This window comes from Rhizobium etli CFN 42, assembly GCF_000092045.1.
GTDB lineage: Bacteria > Pseudomonadota > Alphaproteobacteria > Rhizobiales > Rhizobiaceae > Rhizobium > Rhizobium etli.
Genome location: NC_007762.1, coordinates 130,259 through 147,840, shown reverse-complemented (window position 1 = coordinate 147,840; position 17,582 = coordinate 130,259). Strand labels below are relative to the sequence as shown.

At 59.3% G+C, this 17,582-nt stretch carries 9 protein-coding genes and 15 pseudogenes; 7 read left to right on the top strand and 17 right to left on the bottom strand.

All coding sequences use genetic code 11. The features are described from left to right. Nucleotides 1–249 precede the first annotated feature (249 nt). Nucleotides 250–1,623, bottom strand: a complete 1,374-nt coding sequence (locus RHE_RS21760; RefSeq protein ID WP_011427422.1) for an ISNCY-like element ISRel26 family transposase — start codon at nucleotides 1,621–1,623, stop codon at nucleotides 250–252. 1,325 nt (nucleotides 1,624–2,948) lie between these two features. Here RHE_RS21760 and RHE_RS33015 point away from each other — a divergent pair. Beyond that, nucleotides 2,949–3,144: pseudogene (locus RHE_RS33015) on the top strand (IS256 family transposase); the annotation flags it as partial. Between the two features lie 194 nt (nucleotides 3,145–3,338). Here RHE_RS33015 and RHE_RS21755 read toward each other — a convergent pair. The 3 genes and pseudogenes from RHE_RS21755 to RHE_RS21745 form a co-directional block, all read right to left on the bottom strand. Next, nucleotides 3,339–3,791 carry an RICIN domain-containing protein gene (locus RHE_RS21755; RefSeq protein ID WP_011427421.1) on the bottom strand — a complete coding sequence of 151 codons (453 nt, stop codon included), beginning with the start codon at nucleotides 3,789–3,791 and terminating at the stop codon, nucleotides 3,339–3,341. Between the two features lie 192 nt (nucleotides 3,792–3,983). After that, nucleotides 3,984–4,385 (bottom strand): annotated as a pseudogene (locus RHE_RS21750) (IS256 family transposase); the annotation flags it as partial. A 186-nt stretch (nucleotides 4,386–4,571) separates the two neighbouring features. Beyond that, a pseudogene (locus RHE_RS21745) lies at nucleotides 4,572–5,472 on the bottom strand (site-specific integrase); the annotation flags it as partial. A 125-nt stretch (nucleotides 5,473–5,597) separates the two neighbouring features. On the opposite strand from RHE_RS21745, the pseudogene RHE_RS32070 reads away from it, so the two are divergent. Further along, nucleotides 5,598–5,897 (top strand): annotated as a pseudogene (locus tag RHE_RS32070) (DUF1403 family protein); the annotation flags it as partial. Between the two features lie 48 nt (nucleotides 5,898–5,945). Here the strand turns inward: RHE_RS32070 and RHE_RS32065 are convergent. The 7 genes and pseudogenes from RHE_RS32065 to RHE_RS34470 form a co-directional block, all read right to left on the bottom strand. After that, nucleotides 5,946–6,332, bottom strand: a pseudogene (locus RHE_RS32065) (SMC-Scp complex subunit ScpB); the annotation flags it as partial. A gap of 2 nt (nucleotides 6,333–6,334) precedes the next feature. After that, nucleotides 6,335–6,541 (bottom strand): annotated as a pseudogene (locus RHE_RS21740) (DUF1403 family protein); the annotation flags it as partial. Between the two features lie 1,065 nt (nucleotides 6,542–7,606). Next, on the bottom strand, nucleotides 7,607–8,113 hold the full coding sequence (locus RHE_RS21730; RefSeq protein WP_011427416.1) for a hypothetical protein: 507 nt from the start codon (nucleotides 8,111–8,113) through the stop codon (nucleotides 7,607–7,609). A gap of 393 nt (nucleotides 8,114–8,506) precedes the next feature. Beyond that, nucleotides 8,507–8,977: pseudogene (locus RHE_RS21725) on the bottom strand (SUMF1/EgtB/PvdO family nonheme iron enzyme); the annotation flags it as partial. Between the two features lie 19 nt (nucleotides 8,978–8,996). Next, complete coding sequence (locus tag RHE_RS35145; protein WP_406550286.1) at nucleotides 8,997–9,128, bottom strand: hypothetical protein; 132 nt, start codon at nucleotides 9,126–9,128, stop codon at nucleotides 8,997–8,999. A gap of 62 nt (nucleotides 9,129–9,190) precedes the next feature. Beyond that, entirely contained in the window at nucleotides 9,191–9,556 is a 366-nt protein-coding gene (gene virB2 / locus RHE_RS21715) for a pilin major subunit VirB2 (protein WP_077991700.1), read from the bottom strand. Nucleotides 9,557–9,751: 195 nt separating this feature from the next. After that, complete coding sequence (locus RHE_RS34470; RefSeq protein WP_225882632.1) at nucleotides 9,752–9,958, bottom strand: hypothetical protein; 207 nt, start codon at nucleotides 9,956–9,958, stop codon at nucleotides 9,752–9,754. A gap of 661 nt (nucleotides 9,959–10,619) precedes the next feature. Here RHE_RS34470 and RHE_RS34465 point away from each other — a divergent pair. Continuing rightward, a pseudogene (locus tag RHE_RS34465) lies at nucleotides 10,620–10,910 on the top strand (IS21 family transposase); the annotation flags it as partial. Nucleotides 10,911–10,927: 17 nt separating this feature from the next. Here the strand turns inward: RHE_RS34465 and RHE_RS35140 are convergent. After that, nucleotides 10,928–11,020: pseudogene (locus RHE_RS35140) on the bottom strand (hypothetical protein); the annotation flags it as partial. 57 nt (nucleotides 11,021–11,077) lie between these two features. Here RHE_RS35140 and RHE_RS21695 point away from each other — a divergent pair. After that, nucleotides 11,078–11,886: pseudogene (locus RHE_RS21695) on the top strand (IS3 family transposase); the annotation flags it as partial. Nucleotides 11,887–12,129: 243 nt separating this feature from the next. On the opposite strand, the gene RHE_RS21690 reads toward RHE_RS21695, so the two are convergent. Next, nucleotides 12,130–13,389, bottom strand: coding sequence for an IS110-like element ISRel25 family transposase (locus RHE_RS21690; RefSeq protein ID WP_011053446.1), 1,260 nt, complete (start codon nucleotides 13,387–13,389; stop codon nucleotides 12,130–12,132). A 135-nt stretch (nucleotides 13,390–13,524) separates the two neighbouring features. Here RHE_RS21690 and RHE_RS21685 point away from each other — a divergent pair. Next, nucleotides 13,525–13,731 (top strand): annotated as a pseudogene (locus RHE_RS21685) (integrase core domain-containing protein); the annotation flags it as partial. A gap of 23 nt (nucleotides 13,732–13,754) precedes the next feature. On the opposite strand, the gene RHE_RS21680 reads toward RHE_RS21685, so the two are convergent. Both RHE_RS21680 and RHE_RS21675 read right to left on the bottom strand, forming a co-directional pair. Further along, nucleotides 13,755–15,818 carry a recombinase family protein gene (locus tag RHE_RS21680; protein WP_011427411.1) on the bottom strand — a complete coding sequence of 688 codons (2,064 nt, stop codon included), beginning with the start codon at nucleotides 15,816–15,818 and terminating at the stop codon, nucleotides 13,755–13,757. Next, the gene (locus RHE_RS21675) at nucleotides 15,808–16,005 is read right to left on the bottom strand and encodes a hypothetical protein (RefSeq protein WP_037145433.1); all 198 of its coding nucleotides are present in this window, start codon (nucleotides 16,003–16,005) and stop codon (nucleotides 15,808–15,810) included. Before RHE_RS21675 ends, RHE_RS21680 begins: the two co-directional genes overlap by 11 nt. 342 nt (nucleotides 16,006–16,347) lie before the next feature. On the opposite strand from RHE_RS21675, the pseudogene RHE_RS33780 reads away from it, so the two are divergent. Further along, a pseudogene (locus RHE_RS33780) lies at nucleotides 16,348–16,527 on the top strand (IS3 family transposase); the annotation flags it as partial. A 252-nt stretch (nucleotides 16,528–16,779) separates the two neighbouring features. Here RHE_RS33780 and RHE_RS34460 read toward each other — a convergent pair. Further along, nucleotides 16,780–16,896 (bottom strand): annotated as a pseudogene (locus RHE_RS34460) (transposase); the annotation flags it as partial. Here RHE_RS34460 and RHE_RS21670 point away from each other — a divergent pair. After that, nucleotides 16,897–17,106: pseudogene (locus tag RHE_RS21670) on the top strand (transposase domain-containing protein); the annotation flags it as partial. A 97-nt stretch (nucleotides 17,107–17,203) separates the two neighbouring features. Here the strand turns inward: RHE_RS21670 and RHE_RS33775 are convergent. Beyond that, nucleotides 17,204–17,368 (bottom strand): annotated as a pseudogene (locus RHE_RS33775) (transposase); the annotation flags it as partial. Between the last annotated feature and the right edge of the window lie 214 nt (nucleotides 17,369–17,582).

Sequence of the window (17,582 nt, the reverse complement as noted above, 5' to 3'; positions counted from 1 at the left end):
GCTTTAAATGCCGCGCTTTAGATTGGTCCCGTTCTCCTGAGCCTTGCCGCTACGCAAGCGGGATAATGGTGCTGCCGGACAAAACGGCGACCGTATGTGAGTTTGAACCGGTGACGGAAACGTGCCGCGTCAAGCAAAGTGGCTCAGACCATGGGTTCGAAACGAAATTGAAGGGAACAAGCTATGAAACTATGATTGATCTTGACGGCAAAATCCTCATGTGAGCTTTGAGACTATCCGATCGACGGTTCACTCGGCAGCCTGCTGCCTCAACAGCGCTTTCTCTCGCCGCGCAATCACCGCCGGATCATTCATGTAGTCCGTGCGCCTTCCGGGCTTGCGACCTCTCGGCTTATAGCCATTTTTGTCGCTGTTGCTCTTCACGACCGGCTTTTCCTGCTGGTCCTGACGCTCCTTGATATAGGCCAGAACATCACCGAGCCGCTTGTTCTCGGTAATTGCCGCATGCGTCACCCGCTGGTCCTTGTCGAACACCGTGTAGGGCAGGGAATGTCCCTTCCAGCGCACATCCAGGCGGCCGTCAGCATAGGCATAGGTCTCGACATAGCGGCCCACCAGACCGCGCGTCACCTCGGTCTCCTCCAGCATGATCCGCTTGCGTTCAAACGAAAACGTCAACTGCGCCCCGACGTAACGCTGCTCGCGCTTGCAAAGGACCTCAGTTAACCGACCCGGGGCCAGATTCAGCGGCCGGTGCAAATCCTCGGACCGGGCAGGGATGATCGCAAACCGCGCATTGTAGTGCTCCATGAAGCCAGGCAAAAACGCATTGCCAGTCTCCATGTCGCAGATTCCCGCCAGCCGTAATTCCTTGACCAGCCGATCCTGCAGCGTCCGGTTCATGCGCTCGACGCGACCTTTGGCCTGGCTCGAATTTGCGCAAAGAATCTCGATGTTTAGCTCGCAAAGCGCCCGCCCGAACTGGGTCATCCCCTGGCCACCCTTGGCGTCCTTCTTCGCCACCCGGAATACCGAATGCTTGTCGGAGTAGAAGGCCACAGGCGCGCCGTGACGCCTGAGGTATAGCGCCAGTGCCTCGAAATAGCTGAAGGCGCTTTCCGAGCGCACAAACCGCAACTGCATCAATCTGCCAGTCGCATCGTCGACAAACACCAGCAGCGAGCACGGCGGCCCGCGATCCTCGAACCAGCGGTGTTCCGACCCGTCGATCTGCACCAGCTCGCCATAGGCCTCGCGCCGCAGCCGCGGCTGATGAAACGTCCGCCGCTGCTTGGCAGATAGCCACAGGCCAGCCTCCACCATCCAGCTGCGCAACGTCTCGCGCGACACACGCAATCCATCGCGTTCGGCCAGCTTCTCGGCCGCCAGCGTCGGACCGAAATCCGCATAGCGTTCGCCAACCAACGTCATCGCATAATCGCGAACGCCGTCGCTGATCCGGTTGTTCGATGGCCGACCGATCGCCTTGTGCCTTATCGATGCCGCGCCGTCAGTGCGGATCCGATCCAGCAGCCGACGCACCTGGCGCTCGCTCAGATCAAGCACATGTGCCGCCGACACCAACGTCATGCGGCCGTCGACCACCTTCGACAAAATCTCGATCCGCTGCAGATGGCGCTCGCTCATCGCTATCAATCCCATCCGCAATCTCCACCGTCATCAAAAACGGGAAGAGAGTGACATTCTAACTTTGCAGAAACAGGACACTTTAACTTTGCGGCTACAATAACATATCGCATAATCTAATTTATGGAACCGAAAAAATCTGACGGCAAGTACCTGCAAACCGGAGTGAAGGGCAGGGAGCCTTGCACGAAGCATCGGCGTGACGCCCCGACCCTAGGCCCCGGACCATCTGGATTGACCCCCGAAAGCTGGACATCGACCTTCGGGGGTCAGTTCACATCATCGGGCCTTTTGCTGGACTTATCTGTCCCGGCGGGTGGGACCCGACCACAGCAGGGCGAGGTGAGCCCCGTGGCCGCTTCCCCTCGCGCTCCCCTCCCACCCCAAAGGTTCGAGAGTTGGTATCCGCGAGATGCCGATACCGTGTTCGCCGGAAGTGAGGGGTAACTTCTACCATGTATGGATTTTTTGACGACAGACTCAGGTCCTGTGGCGATTTCCCGCCGCTTGGCAATTTCGTCATTGCTGGCGCGCATCTGCACGAGCGTGCCAAATGCGGCTATGACGGCAGGCTTCGCCAGCTTAATCGATCAGCGAAGCCGATTGATAATTGTCGTTGGGCTGCGGCCTCCATATCATGATCGCACAGCCTAGTGCCGTGTCGGATTCTTCACACATATGTCCAATACCTGACGTAGTTCTATGCTTTGAAAGTCAGATAGGGCCTCCGGCGTTGACGCCGAAGATGGCCCCTGGGAATTCGGGTGACAACGTTGCGAGAGTTGTGATCGCGTTGCTGGCAACCTGGCTTTTTAGCTTTTTAGAATTGATGGTTAGGCTAAAAGTTCTCTTGGAAGCCAGCTTTGTGGCTGCCTCTTCATGGCGTTGAATAGGATGTCTCGACCAAAGTGGGATTTCCGGCTACCTTGATGATCAGGCACTCGCGCTGTGAGGATTAGTTTTAACTGCGCCACCGACCTGTTCGGGCGATTTCTTGGTGTAAGCAGGCCCTGAGGGGTATATCGGTCACGTGTGTCCCCTTTGCCTTAGCGCCGGCCATCTGACCGCTTCGCCTGATGTACACATGGCACGCAGGAACACAGAAAGCTTTCGCGAACACCGCAACACTTGCCTTGCGGCGCGCATGGATTCCTTTCGAAGGAAATAGAGTACGGATCGTGTCCCAGTACGTGGTGTAGGTGGCGGGAGGTAGCAAAGCCGAGTGCCCGCGCGCTTCTCGTTGCGCTGTAGCGGGTGATCGGCTTTGCGGGCGGCCATCGGTGTTTTCCGCTAGGGTCGGGTGTTTAAGACCAACCTGACGGAAAGACCACCAATGACCAATGACCAATGACATGATGACGTGCGCTCCCTCGTTGAGAAGAGCGCGGATGCAGATTATTGCGTGAGATGATTGGCTTTGCCGCCGAGCGGCGGATGGAGCTGGAAGTAGGCTCGGCCACGGGTGCAGAGGTCGAGCTTCGCATCCCGAAGCTGCGCAAAGGCAGCTACTTTCCGAGCTTCCTTGAACCGCGCCGCATGGGGCATGTGCCCAGATGATTTCGCCAGCCGCCATAGCTTCCTTGATCAGGGGGATGGCCGAGCCGCCGCAGAGCCGTTGAAACAGAGGCCCCCGAAGGAGCCCCTGCATCTCGTTGCAGGTCTTGCGCGATTGGAATTTTTGGCGGCCGCAGGGGAGCTATCGAAGATTCGGCCAATCCGATGCTCGAGGATTACTCGGCAGCCTCTTGAAAGGTCGACATGAGCCTATTCGAAAGAGAGACGAAATTCCATTGTTGAGCAGGCGAACCGTTAAACTGGAATAGCCAGATCCGATTGCCGGTACTCGTTCCACGAGCGTCGTTGTCAATGCACAGCCGGTTGTCGCCGTTGCTAAGGATGAAGCCTGGTTTCTTGAGCAACTCCCATCGCTGCTTCTCGTCGGTGGGGTTGTAAACCTTGAGCGAGAGCTGAGCTTGTGGATCAAGGCGATCGGATCCAATCGCCAGATTGCCAGCGCTCGAGTTCAACGTGATGGCGCCACTATCTGAGTTCAGATCCCAGAGAGCGTGGCGATAAACCGTCGAGTCTTTTTTGCGGAGTACAACCTTAGCGCCCTCCTTCTGGTCGTCAACCCCGAGCACGAAGTCTGGATTCTGTTTAAACTCGATTACGTACTGTCCCATTTCTTGCCTCCTGTTGATTTGTTGGCTTCGTGAAGGCAGGTCTCCGCCCGACGGTGTGACACAATCGGGTGTGTGAGCCTTCACCGTGGTCTGAGCAAGGTATGTGCCAAATCGTACTATGATCGTGTCCCGGGAGGTGGTGTAGGTCGCGGCTGATGGCCGTGCTTTCCCGACATGGGTCGGAAGGGGATATCAGCGTGCCACAGCGGGCAGGCTGATTTGGGGATCATCGCTCATTTGGGCCATGGTCTCAAGCGTCATATACCTGGCGCGTTGAACGGCCCATTCATCATTCTGTTCGAGCAGCAATGCACCGACGAGACGGACGATGGCTTCGTCGTTCGGAAAGATGCCGACGACCTCGGTGCGTCGCTTGATTTCGCCGTTGAGACGCTCAATTGGATTCATCGAGTGCAGCTTTGCCCGGTGCTCTTTCGGGAAGGCCATGTAGGCGAGCACGTCCTCTTCAGCGTCGTCCATGATGGTGGCAAGCTTCGGCACTTTCGGTCTGATTTGATCGGCGACACTGCGCCATTGAGCGCTTGCTGCCTCCGGGGTCTCCTGGGCAAAGGCCGTCGCGATGAAGGCGGATAATCGCAGACCAAAGGCTGCTGCGGCTGATGGGATCTGCTCCTACGACGCCTGGCCCGGGCCGTCGGCATGCGATGCTGTAACGCGGCGTTGGCAGCCGCCGCTTCAGCCCTCCGCGGTCGGCTGAATGCCAATCTGAAAACCCTCGAGTTTTCTTTGCCGCCGCACGGTGGCAGAGGAGGGGGCGTGTCAAAGCCCGGATGCCTTGGTAAGGTTGACCCGGAAGCGGTCGCGCCGGCGCTGGTACTTGCGGCCATCTCGGCGGATGCGTGACCGAGTTGCTTCTGCACTTAGCGCTCCTCGACCTCGGCCGAGGAGGCCAGGCCTGCGCGCAGCGAGTGGCCGGAGAACTTTTCCGCACGCTCGGTTTCGGTAAGGTCGGGTCGCACGCCGGCAGCCAGTGCCGCCTTCTTGACGAGGCGCGCCACTTCCTGATCCAGCAGCCGTTCGGGGCCAACATCCTTGCCTTGACCGGTCACCCGCCGGAACAGGGGGCCGTGCGCGATCCTCGCAAGGTTGAGCCAGGTCTGCAGCGTCACGATCGGGCAGGTGGCGTCCGACGAGCCGCGGCCGATTTCCACTTCGCCAGCCGCGCTTTCCCCGCACCGTGACGACCATGCCCTTGTCAAGAATCTCGACCCAGCCGCGGCTTTCCTTCGTTTGGTCGCGGCCGACGTCGAGCCCGACGATCTCGGAACGCCGCAGCCCGCCGGCAAAACCGATCAGCAGCATCGCCCGGTCGCGCAGTCCCCAGAAGGTGCCGCAGGGCAACGTCTCCAGCATGGCGATCAGGTGTTCGGGCAGCGCCGCTTCCTTCTGGCGGGGTTGCGTGGCGTGGGTGTTGCGGATCGCGGCGAGCACAGTAGCGACATGGCGGTCCTTTCGGTCGAGCGTTGTGCCACGCCGGGCATAATTCCAGGTCAGCGCCGAAAGTCGCCGCTCGATCGTTTGACCGAATTCGACTTGCGACCGGCGATTGTCGCGCGAGGCGGTGATCCCGTCACTCCCGGCGGCACAAGCGGTGATGTAGAGGCCGACCGTCTGTGGGTCGGGCGGAAGCACCCAACCCTTGCCGGCGGCACCACACGGAACGAGATGGCGGCCGACCACTGCGGCGCGGAAATGTCACCGGCGGCCGCCGTGCTGAGGGGCGGAGAAGAGCCCGCCTCGACGTGAATTTCGCTGTTTTGCTCGGTGATTTGCGTCATTTCTCTAATGAACGACAATGGAAGTTTATCGTTCATATCACCGTGCCGGCAAGGTGTGCGGTTTGATCCTTTATTGGTGGCAAAAACCGCGCTCATGTTTATGCTCTTCCGCACGGATTCGCTCATTGCCGCCGCTCCAACGACGTCGCCATGGCCTCACCGTCTACCAGGTTGGGGATTGGCACGCGGCCGCGACGTCAGCGAATCCGATGCTGCCTTTGCCGCAGCTATCGCTTTGAAATCGCTCGATGATCTAATCCGTGCAGACCCGCCATGGCTGGGCTGTTGGCGCGATCGCCTCGCCCTCAAATCGGCCGCCGTCGCCGCCAGGATGCACGGCCGCAACGGGGAGGAAAACAACCATCGCCTTGAACTCGAACAGTGCCGCCGCCCCCTCCCCTTGTTGGCGCTGCCGAAGTTCGGATGGTCTCGGCGAACCGCGATCGTGTTTGGTGCGGCCAGCCGCCCGCGACCGACACCAATTCGTACGGTCGATCCCACAGCTCCTCGATGAGATCGTCGATCAACAGGTCAATGCTACAGTCTTTGCCGACCACCCGCGCCAGGGTCTCTCGCCTGATCGGCTCGGCCGAGGCAAAAATCACACCGCCTCGACCCGCAGCATCTATTCCCGCCAGCGCAGCTCCGGCGGCAGGTCCTCGAGCTCGCGATCGTACAGGACTTCTTGCTGTCGCCCTTTCGCCTGTCGCCGACTGGTCTTGGCTGTGCTCGATCCCGCCATCGTCACAGCCCAAAAATCCGGAAGGAGGACCGGCCGGACAGTGCGCGCACCGCCTCAAAACTTTCGAGCCGCTCGAACAGGCGGTTTGCCGCCCAGCGTGACAGAGCGCTGCCCGGAGCGGACGCCGGTACCGCGTCTTCGGTCAGCAATCGGCGAATGACCGGATCGGCGCCCTTGGTCCGGACCTTCGGCGCTACCGCCAATAGCCGCGCCTTGCCGCCGGCCCCTGGATCATCTCCCGCGGCGGTCAGCAAGACCGCGTCGCGAATGTTAAAACACGGCAGGAGTGAGGGCCACCGAGCTACCTGGGCGCGATCATGCAACGGTATATCAGCAACTCCGATTGCAAACCTCTCGTCATTTGAGCGATAAGACCGTCTGGTCTGTTTCGACTTGAACCACGGCTTAGCGGGGGGCGGCTATGAACGCTGGGGAACGCACGGCAGGGCTTGCGAAGCCAGCATGGATGCGGCGCGCGTGGAGTTTCGCCGCCTTCTGGAAGATCCGAAGTTCCAGGCGACGGAGCGCAGCCGCACGATCCCGTCGTATCTGGTGCAAAGACGGTTTGAAGGGCACCACGATCCCGTCAAGGCCTACGACATTGCGATTGACGTGCTGGCGAGACCCCATAGCTTCGATCCCGCCGACCCCATTGTTCGCATCGAAGTCGGTCGGGTGCGGACTTTCCTGAAGCAATACTATGTCCGGCGATCATCGGATCATGCTGAGCGTGCCGAAAGGGCGCTATCGGCTGGCGTTCGGGGAGGAGGACATTGGTCCGACCGAAGAGCTGGAAGACGAGGCGACGGGCTGAGAGCAGGAGTTGCAGTCTTCAGAGCAAGGGGCAAGGAAAATCATTCTCCCGTATCCGCGCTTCGCGGCTGTCGCAATCCTCTGTTTGACATCCGTTACGGGGCGGGCGGCGCGGTTGAGTACGCGGCCGGTCGTGATCGAAAAGCCTCTGCTTGCGGTGACCATGTCGGCGTCCGAGAAGCGGCTCGAGGGCGAGGCGAGCGTTACCAGGGACTTTCTGCTTTCGGCGCTGACGGGGTTCGATACGCTGACGGTTGCCACGTCGACCGGGCAGCCCATGACCACCGACGGCCGGAGAAATCTCTATTCGGCGGAACTCAAATATTATGCCGATCAGCGGTGCGGACGATCTGGTGGCAAGTCACCGACGACGCCGACGGACATGTCGTCAAGAACGGCGTGGAATCGACGCCGACGATCGATCGGCGGTATCCGCGAGGGAGGTGCTTGTCCAGTCGCTTTCACTGAAGCTTGCCGGAGAGCTCGGTGGGATCGGGCAATTCGAGATCGAACGAGCGCCGGGCCGAGCCGCAGGCAACGTCTGCGTCCTGAAGGCCGGCATCCCCTCGATCTCCCAGGGCGAGACGAGCATCCGTGCCGCGCAGCGCTGCCTGCGGCGCACCGTCGACTGGGATCGACCTGGTGCGGAAGTGCTGGCGACGCTCGCACGGACGCAGCTCGCCCTCGATCCATCGGATACGGATGGGCCGCTCGGCCTCGCTAACCAGGCGGTCGCGATGGCCCCCCTCTCTGCACGGGCGAACACCGCCCTCATGGTGGCGCAGTTTCTGAGCGGGCGCCCCGAGGCTGCGATCGAAGCTGGCAGGCGCGCTCAGGCGCTCAATCCCGGCAGTCCGAAGGTAGCGGCCAAGCTTGCCACCGTCATGTTCGCCGCCGGCCTGGTCGAGGAAGGTGTCGCTCTGGCGGGAGAAGCTCGGGCGCCGTCGAACCGCCGCCGCGGGAAGCAACGATGGTTCTTGCGCTCAACGCATATCGCAAGAATGGTCGACGGCCTCCCTCCTTGCAGAACAGGTGAATTCGGAGACCTTCTCGTCAGGGCGTTGCGGGCCGCGTCCCTCGCTCAGCTTGGATCTCCGCAGGCCCCCGCGGGCCTCGCCGATCTCAGGCGCTTCCACCCCGGATTCGAGCAGACGTTCAGCCGGAAGATCCGGGAGAGACGCTTCAAGACCGACGTCGCCGACGCCCTTGAAGCGGGCTTGCGGAAAGCGGGCGCCGGATCACTCCCGAGTTGGCGAACGCCAGTCCGTAGCTGGATCGCGTCGCGCTCAGCCGCAGTCTGCTCCTCCCTATCCATACTGTCGACAGTCCAAGCGAACTCATGCCCCCGCCCGCGTCACTCCTCAGCCCGTCAATGTTTTGATGCAGCGAAAGCCGACATGGCTGGTCGAGGTGCCTTCCGGCTCGGCATGTCGGGCGGCCGGGCGGTAACGCCGGCAATAGTTCGGCGCGCAAAGATGCGAACCGCCCTTCAGGACCCGGCGGCGGATGCGAATTTCCGGTTGCCGAGGATCGTAGCTCGCCTCCGGATCGCCGCCGCGCGGGTTGCTCGGGATGCAGCAGGAATGTCGTGCGAGCTCGGGGTGACTCGTCGACCAGTAGTCTGTCGTCCACTCCCATACGTCGCCGATCATGTCATAGAGGCCGTGGCCGTTTGCCGGGAACGACCCGACGGCGCTGGTGCGTTCGGCACCCTTAAGCTTCGACGATCTCACGGAAATCCCCTGCCAGATGCTTGCCATCGGCATGGCCTCGGGCTCCAACTCGTTACCCCAGGCATATTCTGCGTCGTCCAATCCACCACGAGCCGCCAGCAGGACCACACTGGCAGCATTAAGTCTCGTACACAACAAGACGCGCTCCGAACCATAAGAGAACGAGTACGACTTCGTACAGCGGGTTCTGAACGATAACGATGATAAAGCCGGCAGACATCATAAATAGCCCGGCCAACGTTAGCGGCACCCCAAGAAACAATGCGGGCCGTGTCGCCGCCAGGTAAAGGGCTTCTCCCAGACGGTTACTAATCAACCACCTCCAGTCAGCGTCTTGCCGAGGAAACTCGCTCCAAACATGATGACAACGCCGCCGACAACGCCGGCGATAAGACCCAGTGAAGCGCGACCGAACATCCAGGAGAGTCCGATCGCCACGATTCCAAGAACGGCGAGTGACTGGCCGAACGGACCAAGGATAAACGTGCAAATGTTGCTAACCATTGTGGCCGGGTCGGTGCCGCCACCTGCGGATTGGGCCGCAGCTGGCCCAAAGGAGAACATGCTCCAACCCATCGCGCCGCCCACGCTAGGAGCATAGCCAGATACCAGGCGCATCACCGCGTTCGACAGGGAGAGGCGATTCAGATGTACGCGGTATCTCTCAAAGCATCGCATCATTGCGAATCTCCTTTGTTTAGATCGAACAAGAGTTGGTCTCCGGATTTACGCTCGTCCTGGTCCGGCGACGGTGGCGGACCGGATGGATCGCGCCGCCCTTCGGAGAACGACGCGTATATGAACTCCAAACATCCCATTCTTCGGATGCCGACTTTTCCCGGTCATGCTTCGGCTGCTCGGTTGACGGGGGAACTAGCTGTTGAGCGGCCATTTCAACTTTTCGCACGTAGCGTTCGCAAAGCCGTGCGTGGAAGAATCTGTGTTGTAGGCGGAGATTGGCCGACGAAGCGCCAATTGCTCCTCGTCAGCCGTCTCGCCGCCAGCACACGGCGGCGCGTCGTTGAACGGGCGCGTGGAGGCCAACAAGACGATCGACAGCGGCCCCGTTGCCTTCAACATTCCTATCTCCGCGTGCTCATAGCTAACACAGCCCCTTCGGTCGGAAGAGATGCCGTCATCTGATGTTCACGATTATCGGGAGGCTCGGTTACACTAGAGTTTTCGATTTCTACATTTCAATCTCATTTGAAGCGAAAATTGAACAGCACCGGTGCGTAGCGCAATCTAGTTGAGACTCGTATTGCCTCACCCAAGAGTGTTCCCAGAAAATAATGCCGTTGCCTCACTCGGATGTTCTCGAATGCCTCACGGGTTGTTCCGATCGTATCCCCGCACCTGGTGCAGGTGACGGAGGTAGCGAAGCCGCTCGCGAGCGCGCCTCTCAATAGCGCTGTAGCGAGCGGGCGGCTTCGCGGGCGGTCATCATGTTTTCCGGTGGGGTCGGTTGTCGAAGGCCAACCTGGCGGTAAGAGCGCGGATGACGATCCTGTATTGTTCGGTAATGATCTCACTGCCCGACCTCTATACTTTCCGTCTGCCGCGCCGCATCGGCGAATGGCCCGAACACCAGCGCATTGGCCTGTGTACTGCGCCAGATTTTCATTCGGCGCTGCACGGTTCGAATGAGCGGGGTATTTGGGGTCGGAACAAGATTTGTTCCTGGCGACACGCTAAGCTCGAACGGATCGTGAACTTTCGTCACGAACCCGCATAACAGCAGCGCGCGGCAGCAATTGGATTGAGCTGGCCGTTGCCGGGCGAACTCACTGACGATGCGCTCGAGAACAAGCTCTTCGCTCGCAACGGCATCAAACAGGGCACGAGACGCCGTGTCGAACCCAATTGGGCCGATCTTGCCGTCGAACTCAAGAAGCCCGGCGTGACTCTGCTCATCCTGTGGGAGGAGTATCGTGGGTCGCATCCCGACGGTTACGGCTACAGCCGCTTTTGTGAGCTCTTTAGAAGCTTCGAGCAACGGCTTTCGCCGACGATGCGCCAGGAACACGCCGCCCACGCGGCATTGACAATCAGTTCACGGGCCCAATAATGCGCCGTGGCGCAAGCTTCCACACCAACAAGGCATGGTCTTGCAGTCGTGAAGAATTTGATCATCTCTGACCTGCCACTGCGAATTTCCTCCAGAATTGATTAGAGTCCGGCCCATCAAAGGACGGACGAATGAAGAAGCAGAGATTTACCGAAGAGCAGATTATTGCGGTGCTGAAGGAGCAGGAGGCTGGTGCGAAGGCAGCCGACCTCTGCCGCAAGCACGGGATTTCAGAAGCGACGTTTTACAACTGGAAGGCCAAATACGGCGGTATGGAAGTCTCCGAGGCGAAACGGCTAAAGGCGCTTGAAGACGAGAACGCGAGACTGAAGAAGCTGCTGGCCGAGCAGTTGCTGGATGCGGCCGCGCTCCGCGAGCTTCTTGCAAAAAAATGGTAGGGCCTGCCGCCAAGCGCGAAGCCGTCACGCATCTGAAGGCCGTGATGGGTCTTTCGGAGCGGCGGGCCTGCCAGATCATATCCGCCGACCGCAAGACGATCCGCTACCAGGCGAACCGACCGCCGGAGACGGAGTTGCGAGCAAAGCTGCGTGACCTTGCCAACGAGCGTCGGCGTTTCGGCTACCGGCGGCTGTTCGTGCTGCTTCGGCGGGAGGGAGAGCTGTCCGGGGTAAACCGCATCTACCGGCTCTATCGCGAGGAGGGTCTTTCCGTTCGCAAGCGTAAAGCCAGACGCCGTGCTGTCGGCACGCGTGCACCGATCCTGGTCGAAGCGAAGGCCAATGCCCGCTGGTCGCTGGACTTCGTGCACGACCAGTTTGCCTGCGGCAGACGATTCCGCGTGCTCAACATTGTCGATGACGTGACGCGCGAATGCCTGGCAGCAATCCCGGACACCTCGATCTCCGGCCGCCGCGTCGCACGGGAGCTGACGACGCTGATCGAACGACGTGGCAAGCCCGGAATGATCGTCTCCGACAACGTCCTATAATCGGAATGAAACGCCGTTTTGGCAGCAGGTCGTTATCGCGTCGGTCTCCCGATGCGTTTGAATTATGATGTAGGCCCGGCCAATCGTCAACGAACGGTCTCTCCCATAACAAACACAGAGTACGCATGATCGCGGCTCTCACCGTCCTTAAGACGAGATCCTTTTTGCCGTCGAGCGGAAGGCCTGAACATTATCTACGAGGTCGCTGAGCAGCTCAACGCCTCCACGGCACTGTCAGAGAAGGGTCCTTCCGCTGTGGATCGTCCCTTCAAAGAAGGGGCGATAAGGTTCACCGCTTTTGATAACCGCATGTACGGTGCGGGCCATCTTGGCGGCGATTGCTGTTGACGCCTTGCGACGTAAATGGGTGTTGTGACGGTCCTTGGTGATGTATCGCTCGAACTTGTCGCGGAAGCTGTTGGCGCGCTGCAATATCGCGACTTGAGCTGCCATCCATAAGGTCCGCCTCAGCCGTGCATTTCCATATTTGGAGAGTTTGGTCTGGCCTCGAAACATTCCTGACTGGATTGTCGCAAGATCCATGCCGCAGAACTTCAGGAACTGGCGATGGTGTTGAAACCGGCGCAGGTCCCCAGCTTCTGCCATGATTGTCAGAGCATTGATTGGGCCAATGCCGGGGATTGTGCATAAGAGCTGGTAATCTGCGTTGTCCTTCAGCATCGCAACCGCACGCGCCTCGATCTCATTACGTTGGGCGATTAGGCTTCTGCCCTCGGCCAGGATCATACGAAACATGCAGATAGCGTCAGAGTCCGGTGCAACTGGAAGGCCTATCGAACGGGCGGACGTTGCGTAAATATCTGCCAACAAACGCTCTTTGCCAACTTTGCGACCAACCACCTCCCAGGCAGCTTTGATGAAAGCGTCCTTGTTCATGGCTGCGATGAAGTGCGGAGACGGAAACAGTTCAAGGAAAGCAAAGAACCAGTCGCTGCGCGAACTGCGGTGGAAGCGATCCGCTTCAGGGAAATACAACGGCAGGTAATGCGTCAGAATCCGATGCCACAGTTCGGTCTTCGACCTTGAGATCATATCGTGGGTCTTCGACAACTCCTGAATGTCGTTGGTGCCGCGCATCAACGGGTCATGGTAGAACTGCTCGGCACCAATGGTCATCATATGGAGGATAACCTGGGCATCCTTTGGATCATTTTTATCCCAGGAATTATGCAGTGCCTCCCTGGTCCGAGCCAGTGCGATGGACGAGATCAATTTGATCTCGAAGCCCGCTAAGCCGAGCCGATATGCCAATGCGCGATGATAGTTTCCCGTTGCCTCAAAGGCGACACGGACAGGACGCTGATAGCTACGCAGCAGGCCGATGAGGCGATCGAACTCATCGAGATTGTTGAGCACGATCACTCGACGTCGACGCTTTTTGTCCGGTGCTTCGATCAGCACCTCGTGGCGTTCTTTGGAAACATCGATAGCTGCCAGAACGGGGGTAAATGCGGTAATGTCACAATCGGTCATAGCCTGTCTCCTTTACAGTGTGGCTTCGCAAAACCACTGTGAGACCTGAGGCCTGGCTATGACCACCTGCTTCGCCTGATGGGGGCTACGCAGCTGGTCAAAGCCTCATTCAACGCAGACTTCCGAAGGTGTTACGGCACCGAACTCACCTCGAATGCTATCCTTGCTTGGTCGAAGGATCACAAGGTTGACTGGCACTACATCGCGCCGGGGAAGCCGATGCAGAACGGCTATGTCGAGAGCTTCAACGGCCGGATGCGCGACGAACTGCTCAACGAAAGCCTGTTCTTCGGTCTCGATCATGCCCGAAGCGCCATTGCCGAATGGGCGGACGACTACAATCCTGTTTCATAACACCCATCTTTCTATGTCATTGAAAGAAATAGATTTTCCTGATCTGGAGGCGATCCCGCGGGGTGGCGAGGGTTCTTCCGTACACGATCGAGAATCTGACGTGCTTGCGGGGTCGCGAGTTTGGAACGGCTGAAGATCCATGGGCCATCGGGTAGCGGATGAGCCCCCTTAATATCGCCAGCCTCGGCCGCCAGACGCAGCGTCTTTGGCGATATCCCGAGTAACTTTGCCGCACCGCCCAGATTAAGCCATGGCTCAACCCCGTCGATCTGCGGACGGAAGACCGGAATCTTGCGATATGACCTCAGCGCGGTGACCCGCTCCCGTGTCCAGCGATTGCCATTGCCGGTCGTCAGTCCGTTGCGATTGAGGACACCGGCAATCACATCATCATTGGCGATCAAGACGAGCTGTTTCACAGCGTCGACAATGTCGTCAGGGGTCGCATTTCTTTGGCTACGGTGTCGCTTCGGCAGGCGCAGTTCGGTGTGGACGCCTCCAACCCAATGAATGACGAGGACGATCTCAGAGGTTCCATCATCGAGATCGGCGACCACTTCATTGATGAGCGTGCGCACGATGCGCTTCTTCAGCCTTGCATCGGTTGTCGGCGCCGTCCAGACGGCGCGAAGGTTTCCCGCAAGTGCGGTTACCTGTGATGCGGACATGGGGAACGGATGCGGCGTAACTGTCCGATGTTTGGCAATCTTGGCCTCGATCTCACCGACGCCAGTCAGCGCCTTGTTCCAGCGTGCTTCCAGCTCCGACGTCACCAGCCTATTCTCTGGATCGGCCGCGTCATATTGCCGGAATGCCCGGTCGGCTACATAGCGTGCTGCCTCGAGGTCGCGCATCAGGGCATCCTGAACCTGATCGCGTTGGTTGGCCATATTGCGTTCCGCCTCGACGGCGGCGGCAATGGCTCCTGGCTCGACCACGCCGAGAAGTGCCTCTTCGATCGCGTCATCGACCCGCAGACCGCCGAAGGCGATGCAACGTGGTTCGCCGTTGTCGAGCAACCCTCGCCAACAGGAATAGCGCGGGATGTTATGGTTGGCTCCTGTGTAACGAACCGTCAGCTTCCGGCCGCACCTTTTGCAGCGGAACAGGCCGGCAAGCAGAGCGTCGCCATGCTTCGGCGCTCCATGATGGCGACTGGCCGGTACATTGTCGCTGACCATCTTGCGGATCTCCTCCGCCCGTTCCCAACTGATGTAACCTTCGTGCGCATCCGGGATCAGCGCCAGCCATTCATCACGCGCCTTGCGGCGAATTCCAGATCGGCCATCGTATCCTGGTACGGAACGACTCTTACCATAAGCATAAGCGCCGCCGTAGATCGGGTTCGCAATCATCCGGTGGATGGTGGCATAATTTGGCCTGCGCCAGATGACGTCACCGTTGGCGCACCTGACGGGCAGGTCCAATCCCTGCTCAAGGAACCATAGCAAGGCCTGCCGGGCACTCCCGAGTTCGGTGACCTTGTCGAAGACGAGTGCGATGGCTTCCTGGATGCGCCGATTGGGATCCTTCTCGATCCTGTCACCGGCCTTTACGAAGCCGGCCGGAACAGTGACGACGAGTTCACCGCGGCGAGCCTTCTCATAGCGGGCGGAAAGGGAACGCTGACGCAAGAGATCGAGTTCATACTCGTTGAGGCTGCCCTTCAAACCCAAGAGCAGGCGGTCGTTGCCCTGGCGGGGCGCATAAACTGCTTCCTGGTCGACCAGGACGGTATCGACAACGCGGCACATCTCGATGAGTTGCTGCCAATCGCGGCTGTTTCGGGCGAAGCGCGATACCTCACGCGCGGCCACGGCGCCTACCTTGCCAAGGCAGACTTCCGCCACCATCCGATCAAATCCAGCGCGGGTCACGCCGCCGGCGGCCGAACGACCAAGGTCGTCATCCACCGTCTCTATATGTGACCATCCAAGCGCTGCCAGACGGTCGCGCATGGCGTACTGGAGGGCGCTGCTCTCTCGATTGTGCAGAACCTGGTGAGCCGAGGACTGCCGAACATAGAGGATGGCCTTCCGCTCCAGATGATGCGGCGCGATCTTCTCATGCATCATGACCGGCCTCCTTCTGTTGGCAGGCATGTCCGCACTTTGCGTGATCGACGAACAGCCGCACGATGAGCACCGTCAACGCTTGGCGGGTCTCCTCCGGCAACTCCGGCCATTGCGGCGTCCCTGCCGTCTTCCCCCGCTGCGGGGCCGAGAACAGATCGAACTGGCATGTCATGGGCTGGCGAGGCATGAACATCTCTCCGACTCGTTTCGTGAAAGACCAATGCTGCGCCCATTACCGAAGATTGCGATGAGGCATCAGCGTCCTTCAGCAATCTTGCCAAAGAATGCAGGCTTGCGAGATCGACGTGCGGGACCGCCAGGCTGCGCCAACAACCACTCACTGATCGGTCGAACATCCACGACGGGACCTCAAGAAGTCGACCAGAAGAAGAACCAGAAAGGCTGCAGCGGAAAATATGCGTCCCTTTAGACACCGCCTCATGCACGTGAACAAGCCGTCCGGACCAGGGATGCCACGGATACAGAAGCTCGCGAACCTCGGTCCCGTGGGTGTTCTGTCGTCGTGTTGTACAATAATTTCCGGCCGCACTCATCGCTCGGATATCAGACCCCGGCAGACTATGCCGGGACCATCGCCGCAACCGGCTCCAACGCTGCGCAAGATGAAAGCTTCGCGTTTCCGCCGGTTGCTCACACCGCGCCACTTGGCATATTCAAAACCGCCGAGGCTCCAATCGCAGTCGGATGAAAATTCAGTGGCAGGTCATCTCGCTTCGTCGGAGCGTCGCGGCCTTAATCACTAGGCTCAGGACTCGTTAAATCACATCCAGAAGATGACGGCTGCAGCGATGCATATGCTTGAGAAATAGGTGTGTGCGCAGCGGTCGTATCGGGTGCATGCCGCGGATGAGATCCTCGAGTGCGCTCTACGATATCCCCTGCGATGAGTGATTTGCTCGGCAAATAGCCAGTTTTTGTGCGCGCGATGGCACTGAAGAACAGGATCGCATTGTTCATCGACGAGGAACTGGCGGATTCCACCATCCCACGTCCGGATGTCGGCGAGGAGACTTTGAAGGTCGTCGATTCCATTTTCGGTCAGACCCTTCGTGCCATCGGGCCAGACAAGGGCGGCGAGCGCATCGCAAATATCCTGACCATCATTGAGACTGCCAAACTCCATGGCCACAATCCACCGGAGATCTATTTGACAGACGTCCTGACCAGGATACAGGATCACCCCAAGGACCACCTCCAGGAATTACTGCCGTGGCTTTGGACGCCGGCGATGCGAGGCTGCGTGATGGCACGTTCAAGGTTCATCTAAACGCTGAAAGAAGTCGCCAGCATGATCGGCGAGAACCTCGATTGGCGGTCGCCTCCTCGAAGATGATCGACCGTGTCATGGTAGGTGAAGCGCGTCCCATAGTCTTCAGCCGGTTGGCTTCCGATACGTCCATGCCGCCGAATTTGGTCTTCCATTTATAGATGCTGGCATTACTGACGCCGTGCTTGCGGCAAAGCTCCGAGACCGGCGTGCCAGCCTCGTGCTCCCTCAGAACGGTGATGATCTGTTCGTCTGTGAAACGTTGCGCTTCATTCCCTGGTCAAGGTCAGATTGTCGACGGACAAGACCTCAATGGGGGAAATGATTGTAGCGCATGGCCATGGACTTAAAGCCAATCGGCAATTCAGGATAGACGGCCTTCGCCGGACGGATACGTACTATGGGCGTATTCGAGATGATAGCCGGTCGATCCGGCGCATCAACGACAGGTCGCCATCGAATATTGCATTACCGGG

Bases quoted from the DNA above. Each gene is read 5' to 3' on its own strand.
- RHE_RS21680 (WP_011427411.1), bottom strand. From the start codon at position 15,818: ATGATGCATGAGAAGATCGCGCCGCATCATCTGGAGCGGAAGGCCATC.
- RHE_RS34470 (WP_225882632.1), bottom strand. From the start codon at position 9,958: ATGTTGAAGGCAACGGGGCCGCTGTCGATCGTCTTGTTGGCCTCCACG.
- RHE_RS21755 (WP_011427421.1), bottom strand. From the start codon at position 3,791: ATGGGACAGTACGTAATCGAGTTTAAACAGAATCCAGACTTCGTGCTC.
- virB2 (WP_077991700.1), bottom strand. From the start codon at position 9,556: ATGCGATGCTTTGAGAGATACCGCGTACATCTGAATCGCCTCTCCCTG.
- RHE_RS21760 (WP_011427422.1), bottom strand. From the start codon at position 1,623: ATGGGATTGATAGCGATGAGCGAGCGCCATCTGCAGCGGATCGAGATT.
- RHE_RS21690 (WP_011053446.1), bottom strand. From the start codon at position 13,389: ATGACCGATTGTGACATTACCGCATTTACCCCCGTTCTGGCAGCTATC.
- RHE_RS21675 (WP_037145433.1), bottom strand. From the start codon at position 16,005: ATGCCTCGCCAGCCCATGACATGCCAGTTCGATCTGTTCTCGGCCCCG.